The sequence below is a fragment of the Planococcus halotolerans genome, assembly GCF_003289955.1.
GTDB lineage: Bacteria > Bacillota > Bacilli > Bacillales_A > Planococcaceae > Planococcus > Planococcus halotolerans.
On sequence record NZ_QLZR01000003.1, the window covers coordinates 323,925 to 336,692 of the forward strand.

Below are 12,768 nucleotides of genomic sequence, written 5' to 3' on the forward strand. Positions count from 1 at the left end.
AATGCATTTCAATAAAACAATCAGCTTTATTCGTGAAGCTGCAGAATCCACTAAAATCATTCATCGGACAGCAGTCCGCGCAATTATAATAGAAGAAGAAAAGATTTTGATGGTCCGTTCCCGGCTGGGCTATTACAAATTGCCTGGCGGCGGAGTGGAAAAAGGGGAGAGCCTCACAGAAGCTTTAGTCAGAGAAGTGGCTGAGGAGACGGGTTATATTAATTGTGGCATAAAAGAGGAGCTTGGAATCGTTTCAGAGCATCGCCTTGACCATAAATCGCCAGAATCACATTTCCATATGGTTTCCCGTCATTTTCTATGTGAGTTGGACAATAAAGAAACGGCTGGCCAGTCGCTTATTGGTTATGAACTGGAAGAAGGATACCAGCCTGTCTGGGTTCCGATTCAGGAAGTGATCGATGCTAACAATCTGGTTTTTAAAGAAAATAAAACCCGAGTTTTCATTCTGCGTGAAAATTTCGTGTTGGAATGGTTAAGGGAAAACTTATAGCAGAAAAGCGTATGCCTTAGAATGAAAGGCTGCGCTTTTTTTTATGCTCTTTTTTATGACTTTGCTTTTACAAAACTAAATGCATGGTAACTTCCTTTTCTTTGGAAGAATCCAGCTGGTTTGAAATGGGAATATCCGCTAAACTGGAGCATAAGAGATTGAAACAGATGAAACGATAAAGGGAAACGGGGTATACCGATGGTCAAAGTTTTAATAGTGGAAGATGATTTGACGATTGCAGAAGTGCTACAAAAAGAGCTGGTGAAATGGAATCTGGAAGCGGCTGTTGTGGAAGATTTCAATCACGTTATGGAAGTTTTCGCAGCCGAAGCACCGCAGCTGGTGTTACTGGACATATCTTTGCCGGCTTACAATGGTTATTATTGGTGTCAGGAAATCCGCAAAGTTTCACAGGTGCCGATCATTTTCATTTCTTCCCGCAGTGAAAATATGGACATTGTCATGGGCATTCAGATGGGAGCTGATGATTTTATCCCAAAACCTTTCGATTTGACGGTGGCAGTGGCGAAAATCCAGGCGCTGCTCAGAAGGACTTATGATTTCAATGAATCCGATAACTACCAGAACTTCAACCGGACTGTGCTGAAACCAGGAGAATCCAAGCTTTATTATGCGGAGCAGGAAGTGGATTTGACTCGTACGGAGCTGAAAATCCTGGAGCAGCTGTTTATGCAAAAAGGTGAATATGTCATGAGGGAAGATATGATGGTCAAGCTGTGGGAAGATGAATCGTTTATCGATGACAACACGCTGGCAGTCAATATGGCAAGGCTGCGGAAAAAACTGGCGGGGGTCGGCCTGCCTGATTTCATCCTGACGAAAAAAGGGATCGGCTACGCCTTGAACAAGGAATCAGCGAATGGCTGATAACACTAAGACTGGCGTATTCAAGTTGTTTCTTTTGTCTGTCCGGCAACAGGTTTTCATCTTTATCGGCATGGCTTTGATATTTGCTGTCATCTTCGTACTCGGCAGCCTTCCTTTGACACTTTATCTCTATAGTATGGAACTGGCCCTGTTTTTTTTATTCATTTATCTGGTTACCCAGTATTTCAGGTACAGAAAAAGATACGAAGCAATTATTCAGGTGGGAGAAGCCCATTCCATTAAAGATGAGAATATCGCTGCTGGAACAGATCCGGCGGACCAGCTGTATCTGGAGAAAATAGAGGAGCTGCAGCAGGGTATAAGAGAGATGAACAATCTTCATGCTGAACGGCAGGCGGATCAGCTCGATTATTTCACGCTTTGGCTGCATCAGATCAAAACGCCGCTTTCTGCCATCAGCTTATTGAATCAGAGCAATGCAACACCTGAATCCAAGAAAATTTCACAGGAAATTGTGCGCCTGGAAGACTATACACACATGGCGCTGAATTACGTAAAACTCGAAGAGACCGGGTCGGACATGGATTTGTCCCAAGTGGATCTGGATTCGGTTATTAAAAGGGCTGTAAAGAAATATTCGATTCTTTTCATCTATAAAGGCATCAAACTCAATTATCAGCCGCTGAACACGACGGTTTTATCCGACGGACAGTGGCTGCAGACCCTCATTGAACAATTATTATCGAACAGTCTGAAATATACGGCGAGCGGCTCCATTTCCATTTACCTTGATCCAGTAAAAGAACAGACGCTCATCATCGAAGACACGGGAGTTGGAATCCGCCCGGAGGATTTACCGAAAATTTTCAATAAGGGTTATTCCGGTTTGAACGGCCGGCTGCACGAAAAATCTACAGGGCTCGGTTTGTTTCTCAGCAGGAAGATCTGCAGGCGACTGGGGCATGAACTTACTATAAAATCCGAGCTGGAAAAAGGTACACGAGCAGAAATCAATATGGTCAGGAAGGAATTGGCCGTTTTTGATTAACGGACACAAACTATTTTGCGAATAATGGCTGCCAATTGTGCAATCTTACGAAACCGTAAGATTGCGTTTCTGTTTGTAAGGATAGGTACAGGCAGATGCGCTCGAATCCCCGTATCATGAATAGCAAGGAGGGGTTAGCAATGACCTTATTGGAAATTAAAAATTTGAAGAAAATATATACAGCGCGGTTTTCAAACCAGCAGACCGAAGCACTCGCAGCGGTGAATTTCTCTGTGGAAGAAGGAGAATTTGTCTCCATCATGGGAGAATCTGGTTCCGGAAAAACAACTCTGTTGAATATCATTTCTACACTCGACGACGCGAGTTCAGGAGAAGTCTATTTGGACGGCAACCCGTTATCAAAGATCAAAGATAAGGAAATTTCAGCGTTCCGGCGCAATACACTTGGCTTTGTATTCCAGGATTTCAACTTGCTCGATAATTTCACCATCAAAGATAATATTCTGCTTCCGCTGGTTTTGTCGAAAACACCTATTGAGGAAATGGAAAGCCGTTTGATGCCGATTGTCCGCAATCTAGGAATTGAAGCGCATATCAATAAGTTTCCTTATGAAGTATCGGGCGGGCAGAAACAGCGCGTGGCGGTAGCGCGGGCATTGATTACAAAACCGAAAATCATTCTGGCGGATGAACCGACGGGTGCATTGGATTCAAAAGCTTCGCAAAACCTGATGGAAATATTGAGAGGCATCAACGAAACAGGCCAAACGATTTTAATGGTGACCCATAGTACAAGGGCTGCCAGCTTTTCGAAACGCGTCCTGTTTATCCGTGACGGTTCGGTCTATCACGAAATTTACCGCGGCGAAGGGTCGGCTGATGAATTCATGGACCGCATTTCCGATTCGCTGAAAGTTCTGTCAAGCCGGGGTGAGCGGGATGAATAACCGTTTTTTCTCATCTTTGGCACTGCGCAATATCAAGTCGAATAAACAATTGTATATTCCTTTTCTTCTATCATCCACTGCAATCATCGCCATGTTTTTCCTGATGGTTTCACTGATGACCAATCGTTTTGTGCAGGAGCGTTCAAGTTCACTTCCGACTCTTTTCATGATCGGCGTTGTGGTGATCGGAATATTCTCGGTGATATTTATCCTCTACACGAACAGCTTTTTGATCAAACGGCGTAAAAAAGAAATAGGACTATACGGAATTCTTGGATTGGAAAAAAAGCATGTAGCAAAAATCCTGTTTTTTGAATCGTTGTTTTCCAGTCTATTGAGTATTGCAGCCGGTTTGCTCACAGGATTGCTTTTCGGACGTCTTGTATTCATGCTGCTGAATTTTATGCTGAGGATGCCGAATAACATTATGTATACGACATCCCTGCTGAGTGTGGGCGTAACCATTGCTCTGTTCACGGTGATTTTTGGACTGACATACCTGTATAACGTCAGTCAGTTTACATTCGCCAATCCCATCAAATTACTGAAAGGCAAACAGGAAGGGGAAAAAGAGCCGAAGGGTTCACTGATTCTTTTCATCCTGTCGCTGATCTTTTTGGGATGGGGATATGGAATATCCATTACAATCCCGGATCCGCTCGCTGCCATTGAAAAGTTCTTCCTTGCTGTACTGCTGGTGATTATCGGAACGTATCTATTGTTTATTTCAGGTTCGATCTTTATCTTGAAAGCGCTGAAAAATAATAAACGCATCTATTATCGTCCAGGCGCTTTTATCTCCATATCAGGTATGCTATACAGGATGAAACAGAATGCTGTCGGTCTTGCGAATATCTGTATATTGGCTTCTATGGTCATTATTGCTGTGTCCACGACAGTTACGATTTATCTGGGTTCAGAGGAAACTCTGGAAAACCGTTACCCTTACGAACATAATATAAAGTTGTTCGGGGACATGGATAACGTGGCAGAGATGAATAACAGATTTTTTGAACTGCAAGATGAAGTTCTTGCCTTAACGGAAGAAAAGGGACTGGAAGTTACCGAAATGGAAAGTTACCGCTATGAAAGTTTTTTCGGTAAGCTTGAAGACGGCAGTTTCGTTTTTGAACAGAGCTCGGCAGATGGAACTCTGCCCATATTGATGATGGCGATTCCGCTTGAAGATTTTAATGAGATGGCTGGGGAAAACTATTCATTGGAAGACGACGAAGCCTTGTTTTACCATTCAACTAAAACCTATGAAAAAGAAGAGCTTGCGATCGGCAATAAAAGCTATAGACTGACTGAAATCGAAAACGAATTCAGTGCAGACATGGCATTAACAGAATCGATTGCGATAGTGGTGCCGGATGTATCACACCTGCTCGATTTCCGTGAAGCCTATATGGAACAATTTCCTGAATCGACCCATATTACAATCGACGCGGAAATCGGCTGGAACACGGAAGGAACGGAAGAGCAGGAGGAAGCTCTTATTGAACAATTGAGGAGTGAGTACAGTTTCAGTTCAGAAAACGACGGGCTTTATAATTCAAGAGATGTCCAACGCGAAGAATGGTATAGCGTAAATGGAGGCTTCCTGTTCCTCGGTGTTTTCCTGGGATTGCTGTTCACGCTTGGCACCTTGTTGATCACATACTTCAAACAAGTATCCGAAGGTTTCGATGACCGCGGAAAATTCCAGATTATGCAGAAAGTCGGACTCGACGAAGAGATGATTAAAGAGTCTACGCGGTCACAGATTGTCTGGATGTTCCTGTTGCCGATTGTGATTGCCACCATCCACGTCAGCTTTGCCTATCCTATTGTGCGGAAGTTACTGATGATTTTCGGCGTCACCAATGATATGACATGGCTGCTGACATTCATTGCAGTGGTTATCGCCTTTGCAGCGATTTACTGGATGATTTACCGTGTAACTTCAAGAGTTTATTACAGCATTGTGAAATAATATAAACCAATCATTGAAATTAAATTTTCAATGATTGGTTTTTTATTTGTAACGAGCTTTCTTTGCATAGAACCGTTATTTCTGGGAACTTCCTTAGAGGATTGACGTATAACATTGGAGAGAGAATATAAAGAAACGCATTTCAGATTTAAGGAGAGATGACATGGAACACAATTGGCAAACAGCTGTTAGCGCCTTGGCAGAAATTAAAGTCACTGCAAGTTTTGATAACGAACCTGTGCTAATTGAAGGCATAGCGGAAGGGTTTCGCTGTGTAGGTGTTGGTACGGATGCAGCAGTATTCCAATCCCGAGCGGCGCCGGAATATGCTTTCAAAATATATGCGGAAGGGAAGCGGGATAAACTCGAAGCGGAAGCGGAAGTTTATGCCCGTATCGGTTCGTCTGTATATTTTTCGTATTGTTATGGAGTAGCCGACCGTCTCCTCGTCCTGAAATACGAGGAAGGTCCAACTTTGTTTGATTGTCTGCTGCAGGGAATTTATATACCTGAACAGGTGATTCAGGATGTTGAAGATGCAAGGGAATACATCCGGCAACTCGGTTTAAATCCCAGGGACATCCATTTGAAGAATATTTTACTGCAGGATGGGCGGGCTAAACTAATTGATGTCTCTGAATATATCAAACCTGGCAACGATTTCCGATGGGAACATCTGAAAAAAACTTACGAGGAATACTATCCGATTATCGAAGGGACACCTATGCCTTTCTGGCTGCTTGAAACGATTCGCAAATGGTACCATCATTGGAATCGCTATTCGGCTACATTCGATGGATTCATGCGCATTGTTTCTGAACAATTAAATTATAGGAAGTAGAGAGAATGTCTTTTAATATTTTGAATAGAGTATACCTTGAAGAATTATTTCATCGGCAAAGATGTGCAGGAAAGAGAAAGGGGCTAAGCGAATACAGTAGATAAGAAAGGACGTGGCCCGATGCCTTCAGCCGGAATCTGGATCAGGCTAAAAGCTTTCACACTGGATTATCTGTGGGTATTCCTTTATCTCTGTTTGGTTGTGCTGATTACAATGGTTGCAGCGCCTGATATCCAGGGCTATTTCAACGGTTCGGTGTGGGTTGCGCAATTGACCGGATTTCTTCTGGTGACTTTGCCGGTTTCCCTGTATTTTGCGATAGGCGACTCTGTTTTGTTTAAAGGCACATATGGAAAAAGGAAAATGGGGATTCAAGTTGTGAATGTACATGGACAACCGATAGGTATCTTACGTTCTGCTATCAGAGTGATACTCAAATTCTTGCCTTGGGAATTATCGCATTTTCTCGTCTATCGGCTGGTCAGTCTCAGTGAAGGCGAATTCCCCTTGTATCTTATGTTGATTGGCTCATTGGTTTATCTATTGATTTTCATTTATATCCTGACAGCCATTTTCTCAAAAGAAAACCGGTCGCTCTATGACAGGTTGAGTGGAACAGCAGTAGTATGCAAATGAAAAGAAACAGTTGCAGCATTCGGTATTGGATTGTCAGGATCTAAAAATGGACGGAGGAAGGGAAATGGAAGTGCAGGAAGTTTTGTTTGTAATATTGGAGCAATATGCAGACTGGGAAGCCGCAGCAATAGCAGCTGCACTGAATGAAGACCCGGAACATGGAGAAAAAAAGAAGTACATTGTTAAGACAGTGTCGCTTGACGGGGAACCGGTGACTTCAATAGGAGGATTCAAAGTGCTTCCGGATTATTCAGTGGATACCGCTCCGGAAGATTTTGCCGGTTTGATATTGATCGGCGGGAATTCATGGAGAAAAGAAGAGAGCCGAAGAGTGGTTGAATTGGTGGAAAGAGCACAGCAGAAAGATATTGTGGTGGGAGCCATCTGCGCTGCGACTGTATTTTTGGGGATGAATGGAAAGCTGAACTCGGCTCAGCATACGAGCAACCAACTGGAGAAATTGAAAGAAGCGGCAGGCGGCAACTACACAGCGGAACAGAATTACCTGGAGCAGCAGGCAGTAAGGGACGGAAAGCTTGTTACAGCCAATGGCTCGGCATACTTGGACTTCGGCAGGGAGATTCTTTATGCATTAAATGCGGCGCCGGACGAAGAAATTGAAGAGTGGTACAGCTTTTTCAAAAAGGGATATCATGAATTCATGAAAGAGAAAAGCGGTCAGTGAAAATGCATAAAGCAGAAATTTAAAAACGTCACCGGGGAGAAAACCGGTGACGTTTTTTATCTTACATAATTTGATAATTTATTAGGCTTATTAATATATATTCAAGTGAATTTCAGATGTATTATTTTTGGTAATACTGGTAAACTATTCAGGAACTAAAAATTTAGGAGTTGTATTATGGGGGATTTACTGTTTTTCTTTTTGGAAAATATGGCGCTGATTATAGCGCTTATGTATTTGGCGATAAAATCAAAAGAAGCCATATTATTGGATTGGACTGATCCATTTAAACAGCGCATCATTATTTCAGCATTTTTTGGCTTTCTGACATTTTCAATTATGTATAATCCATTCATATATGAAGGGATGCGGCTCGACTTGCGAGAAGTGCCAATTTTTTTTATTTCTTATGTAGGGGGATGGCAATACGGGGTGCTTTCAGCAATTCTGCCAACTGCTTTTCGTGCATATCTGGGCGGGCCAACTATGGTGGTTGGGATTCTGCAAGCCATTTTGCTGCCGATACTAGTCGGCAGCCTATTCCATGACCGGAAGCGCAAAGACCAGTTTTTCGGGATTCTGAACATAAGGAAGATGCTGATTGCATTTGTTGTTTATGAAGCGATAAAGTCAGTTTGGATGATTGTCTCAACTCCTGTAAATCTGCTGATTGTTGTCGGTATGTTCATTTTTGCAATGGTGGCTGTATTTTCAATGGCTTTGATTCTTAATGGAGAAAATCGAAGCACATTACTGAAGGAGGAACTCGAGTTTTATTCGAATCGGGATCCCATGACCCAATTGCCGAATATCCGATTTTTTAAAAATAATGTGGCCAACCTTGTCGACAAGCAGCTGCCGATGGCAATTGTAATGCTGGATGTTGATTACTTTAAAATTTACAATGACACACATGGCCATCAAAAAGGTGATGCCGTATTGCGGTCCGTCGCACAGATTCTGATGGATTCTACAAGAAAAGAAGATTTTGTCGCCCGTTATGGCGGAGAGGAATTCATCTGCTGTCTTGTATCACCGAATGATGTGCATGAAGCTGAGGAAATGGCTGATCGTATTCGGAAGAATATCCAGGAATTCCATTTCGAAGGTGAAGAGCAGCAGCCGGAGGGTGTTCTGACAGTGTCGATAGGAGTAAGTTATACTAAAGGTGGAGCGCCGCTTGAGGAAATGATTGAAGAAGCGGACCAGTCTCTGTACCAATCAAAACGGCAAGGACGTAACCGCATAACCGTTTTTCCCGGCATCATGGTAGAATCCAATGACAAGGTGTTTAACTGAAGGAGGATGACGCATGAAACGATTAATGAAGAAACGCATCAAAGCGATGGCGATTGACACAGCAATCACAATGGGAGTCTCTGCTGCGCTGGAACCGTTGTTCAGAAACAAATTGAAAGACAAAATGGCCTATGACGCAATTGCGCCGTCGCTTATATTTTGGGGACTTGAATATGCGCAGATGCGTATGAGCGGACAAACAATCGGGCATAAAGTTGCGGGTATTGTCATCGATACGACAGACGGCAGTGCAATGAGCTCCGAACAGATTTTGAAAAGGCTGATTCACCGTGATTCCATCAGCACGATCTCATATTTAAGAGACCGGGGAAAATACGATTTCTATGAAGGCACCAAATTGCCGCATGATTTGTATGCAAACACAGTGGTGAAAGAATACATCAAAGAAAACATGGAACCAAAATTATAAAAAGGAAGCAATTCGCCAGGCGAATTGCTTCCTTTTTTCTCTTGCTTCAGTTTTTCAGGCTTCCGCAATTTCTCCGGATAATACTTTCTTTTTGCGGCCCAGTGCATTAACGAGCATGACTCCTGCAATTGCAATGACACCGCCAATGAGCGAAAGTCCAGTAGGCAATTCATGGAGCCACATCCAGGAAACCACAATGGCTACAGCCGGTTCAAGGTAGATCACACTGGATACCGAGCTGGCATTTGCCAGTGACAACGCCGTTGCCCAGGTCACATAGGCGATTGCGGCAGGAAAGATGCCGACGTAAAGAGTCGCCAGATGCGCTTCCAGTGTCGCATTTTGTAAAGTCGTCATCAAGCCAGGTGAAAAGATGAAGAACGGCAGTGTGCCAGCCCACGTGAAATAAGCGGTCAACTCTATAGCCGTGTATTTTTTTAATAACGGTTTCTGGAATACAAAGAAAGCAGCGGAAGCGAAAGCGGCAATCACCACTAGCAGCGCGCCGTTCGTCAATGTCAGTGCGCCACCGTTAGATCCGAAGGCGATACAGATAATACCGATGAAACCAACGCCCATACCAAGCCAGCCGATCCGGGTCAAACGTTCTTTTAAAACAACTGCAGCGATCAAAGCCGTGAAAATCGGGCCGGATCCGACCAGCATGCCGGCGGTTCCAGCAGAGATGGTCTCCATACCGAATGTCACGAAGATATGATAGACGCTGATGCCAATCCATCCAAGGACCAGCAGGCGCAGAATATCACCTTTGTGGGGAAGCTGAAATTTTACTCCTGGCCATAATGCGTATACAAGAAACAAAAGGGAAGCAATCAGAAACCGGACAAGGACATTTTGGCCTGTATCATATCCGCCCTGAAGGCCAACGCGGATTGCCGCAAACGATGAACCCCATATCACTACTGAAAATAATGCCAAAGAAAATGCTTTTGCGTTCATAAATTCTCCTCCGTCAGCCATTCAGCCAAATACAGAATAGCTATTCCATCTGCAGTAATAAACAGACAGATTCTATTATATTCTTTTAAAGGCGGAAAGTCAGCAGTAAAGAAAAGCGTAAGCGAAGAGATGGCCAAAACCTTTTTGGGCCATCTCTTTGCGACGAAGCAGCGCAGCGATGCAACGGTTTTTCATGTCTCGAAGCTAGCGAAGCGATGCAGAGACAGGAGCACGATCAAGTGCCGTTATGTACCGCTTAAGCTGAGTCGGCTTATGACCCGAAGAGCTGGGCCGCTGGAGTCTGGACAGCGGAAAAGCACAAGCGCAATAAAAAAGCAGCCACTCCAAAGAGCGGCTGCATCGATTTTACTCGACTGTAAATTCAGTTTCAGCTTCGTATTTCGGGCCTTCCTTCGGTGTCAGCCATGCGGTGAGCTGATAAGAACCAGGTTCCAGCTCCATTGGAGGAATTTCGAATTCATATTCCAGCTTATCACCAGGCTCCAGGGTTTCTTCGCCAAGTGCCTGTATATACGTGCTGACAGAGGACAAGCGGTAAAGCTCATCGCCGTCTTCGTTGGAAATTGTGAAATCGTAGCGTTGCCCGCTTGTGAATTCAAAAGTCATTGTTTCTTCAGTCTGATTGTTGACTGTGTAGCGATAAAGATTATTGTCCATTTGTTCGAGCAATGCCGTCACCTCATCTTCCACGACTCCCTCGGACGAGCCGTTGCCCATATCCGGTTCGACTGTATCCGACGTTCCGCATGCTGACAAAATGAACGCCATTGACAGAAATAAGAATACGGCCAAAATTTTGTGTGCTTTCATAGATAACCCTCCCCGGTCTGAAAAATCCCTTATTGCTTTCGCTTTTCTGCTTTCCTATTTGAACGGTTGACCGGCTGAAAAGTTACAAAGGAAGCAAGAATAATTGCCCTAAAACAAAAGAGCCCCCGATTGGGAGCATCTTTTCATGGACTTAGGTAATTGACGCAAGGTAAATCGTTTTCACCGATTCCTGGATCATCTTGTTGAATTCTTCATCGGACTGGCTGGCATTCAAACCTTCAGACAAGCCTCTTGAGAAACTTGCAATCAAGCCTTCGTTGGCAGTCAGCTTCAAATTGGCTTCATCACGGGAATAACCGCCGGAAAGTGCAACGACGCGAACAACCCGTGGGTGTTCAATCAATTCCTTATAGAAATTATCAACTGTCGGAATCGATAGTTTTAGCATGACATTCTTGTCTTCGCTCAGCTTATCTAAGTGATTCATGAGTTCTTTTTTGAGAATCTCTTCGGATTCCGCTTTGTCTTCGCTGTGGATATTGACTTCCGGTTCGATGATCGGTACGAGCCCGGCAGCCAGGATTTGATCAGCAACTTCGAATTGCTGTTCGACCACTTTTTTAATGCCATCAGCATTGGCTTGATTGATGACGGAACGCATTTTTGTACCGAAAACATTGCGTTCGTTAGCACGTTTCAGCAAATCGTCCAAGCCAGGATTCGGCTTCATCAGCTGAACGCCATTTTCTTCATCCGCCAACCCTTTGTCGATTTTCAGGAAAGGAACGACACCTTTTTCATCCCAAAGATAATCCGGAGTATATTTCCCTTCCACTTTCCGGTCCATCGTGTGTTCAAACAGGATGGCGCCGATGATCGACTCGGAATTGAAGGCGGGTGCTGTTATGACGCGAGTGCGCATTTCATGGATCAGATCATACATTTCATCTTCGTTCGAATAAGAATCCTCCGAGACACCATATTGCGCCAAGGCTTTTGGTGTACTGCCGCCGCTTTGGTCGAGCGCTGCAATAAACCCTTTTCCATTTTTCACGAATTCAAATTGTTCTTGATTCATTTTCCCAACTCCTTTGATTAATTTGAGAGAAACTGAAGTAAAACTCTACACTGAATATTGTATCAATAAACAGTGCATTCATCAAAAATGAAAGGAGTTTAAGGAATTGGAAGCCCTATGTATGGCTGGCTTGAAATAAGGGTATTGTATAAATAGGGAACAGGCGGAACGAGAAAGCGTTCAGCTTGAAAATGAATTGACAGGAGGCAGGCATGAAGAAATTATATATAATATTATTTATATTGCTAATAGGAGCTGTCCTGTCGGCATGTTCGGATGAAGCGGAAACTGCCGGGACAGACGAAGAAGCCGCAATTATACAAGTGACGAATAGTTCGGACCGCCAAATCACATCAATTGAATTGAAGCTTTATCAAAATGACATGGTGCAGGCATCTCCGACAGTTATGAATGCGGATGAGTCACTGATTGTAATGGGGGAAGCTGTTGATTTCGAGATTCTCACACAAGATATCGATTTTAATGAACCTGTTGTGATTGAAGCGGTGGCGATGATTGATGGAGTGGAAGTGTCTGCTGGTACAACGGAACCTATGGAACTCAGCCAAGGTGAATATTATGCATTCGAACTTGCAAGGGATCCGGAACTGCAGTTCAGAGAAATACAGGAAGACTAATGGGAAATTACAATAGAAATAAGCCATCGAAGATTTTCTTCGATGGCTTTTCTTATTTACTGTCTAGACTCCAGCGGCCCAACTCTTCGGGTCATAAGCCGGCTCGTGTCTAGACTCC

General features: G+C 43.7%; 14 protein-coding genes. 11 read left to right on the top strand and 3 right to left on the bottom strand.

The annotated features are described in order from the left end of the window. Position 1: 1 nt before the first annotated feature. The 10 genes from DP120_RS10385 to DP120_RS10430 all read left to right on the top strand — a co-directional run bounded on the left by DP120_RS10385 (position 2) and on the right by DP120_RS10430 (position 9,182). Positions 2-511 carry an NUDIX domain-containing protein gene (locus DP120_RS10385; protein WP_165843776.1) on the top strand — a complete coding sequence of 170 codons (510 nt, stop codon included), beginning with the start codon at positions 2-4 and terminating at the stop codon, positions 509-511. 198 nt (positions 512-709) lie between these two features. Next, positions 710-1,399: a response regulator transcription factor gene (locus DP120_RS10390; protein WP_112223604.1), complete on the top strand. Its 690-nt coding sequence runs from the start codon at positions 710-712 to the stop codon at positions 1,397-1,399. Continuing rightward, on the top strand, positions 1,392-2,408 hold the full coding sequence (locus DP120_RS10395) for a sensor histidine kinase (RefSeq protein WP_205854530.1): 1,017 nt from the start codon (positions 1,392-1,394) through the stop codon (positions 2,406-2,408). Before DP120_RS10390 ends, DP120_RS10395 begins: the two co-directional genes overlap by 8 nt. Positions 2,409-2,548: 140 nt before the next feature. Continuing rightward, entirely contained in the window at positions 2,549-3,316 is a 768-nt protein-coding gene (locus tag DP120_RS10400) for an ABC transporter ATP-binding protein (protein WP_112223605.1), read from the top strand. Further along, on the top strand, positions 3,309-5,291 hold the full coding sequence (locus DP120_RS10405) for an FtsX-like permease family protein (protein WP_112223606.1): 1,983 nt from the start codon (positions 3,309-3,311) through the stop codon (positions 5,289-5,291). Before DP120_RS10400 ends, DP120_RS10405 begins: the two co-directional genes overlap by 8 nt. Positions 5,292-5,454: 163 nt before the next feature. Continuing rightward, positions 5,455-6,132, top strand: a complete 678-nt coding sequence (locus DP120_RS10410) for a protein kinase family protein (RefSeq protein WP_112223607.1) — start codon at positions 5,455-5,457, stop codon at positions 6,130-6,132. A 120-nt stretch (positions 6,133-6,252) separates the two neighbouring features. Further along, the gene (locus DP120_RS10415) at positions 6,253-6,768 is read left to right on the top strand and encodes an RDD family protein (protein WP_112223608.1); all 516 of its coding nucleotides are present in this window, start codon (positions 6,253-6,255) and stop codon (positions 6,766-6,768) included. A gap of 64 nt (positions 6,769-6,832) precedes the next feature. Beyond that, a complete protein-coding gene (locus DP120_RS10420; protein ID WP_112223609.1) occupies positions 6,833-7,453 on the top strand; it encodes a type 1 glutamine amidotransferase family protein in 621 nt (206 codons plus the stop codon). Between the two features lie 177 nt (positions 7,454-7,630). After that, complete coding sequence (locus DP120_RS10425) at positions 7,631-8,752, top strand: GGDEF domain-containing protein (RefSeq protein ID WP_112223610.1); 1,122 nt, start codon at positions 7,631-7,633, stop codon at positions 8,750-8,752. A gap of 13 nt (positions 8,753-8,765) precedes the next feature. Beyond that, the gene (locus DP120_RS10430) at positions 8,766-9,182 is read left to right on the top strand and encodes an RDD family protein (protein WP_112223611.1); all 417 of its coding nucleotides are present in this window, start codon (positions 8,766-8,768) and stop codon (positions 9,180-9,182) included. 54 nt (positions 9,183-9,236) lie between these two features. On the opposite strand, the gene DP120_RS10435 is transcribed toward DP120_RS10430, so the two are convergent. The 3 genes from DP120_RS10435 to DP120_RS10445 all read right to left on the bottom strand — a co-directional run bounded on the left by DP120_RS10435 (position 9,237) and on the right by DP120_RS10445 (position 12,012). Next, on the bottom strand, positions 9,237-10,142 hold the full coding sequence (locus DP120_RS10435) for a DMT family transporter (protein WP_112223612.1): 906 nt from the start codon (positions 10,140-10,142) through the stop codon (positions 9,237-9,239). 366 nt (positions 10,143-10,508) lie between these two features. After that, a complete protein-coding gene (locus DP120_RS10440) occupies positions 10,509-10,973 on the bottom strand; it encodes a BsuPI-related putative proteinase inhibitor (protein ID WP_112223613.1) in 465 nt (154 codons plus the stop codon). Positions 10,974-11,124: 151 nt separating this feature from the next. After that, positions 11,125-12,012 (bottom strand): fructose bisphosphate aldolase, encoded by an 888-nt coding sequence (locus tag DP120_RS10445; RefSeq protein ID WP_112223614.1) that lies wholly within the window; start codon positions 12,010-12,012, stop codon positions 11,125-11,127. A gap of 212 nt (positions 12,013-12,224) precedes the next feature. Here DP120_RS10445 and DP120_RS10450 point away from each other — a divergent pair, with 212 nt between their 5' ends. Continuing rightward, positions 12,225-12,650, top strand: coding sequence for a hypothetical protein (locus DP120_RS10450; protein WP_112223615.1), 426 nt, complete (start codon positions 12,225-12,227; stop codon positions 12,648-12,650). Positions 12,651-12,768: the final 118 nt, after the last annotated feature.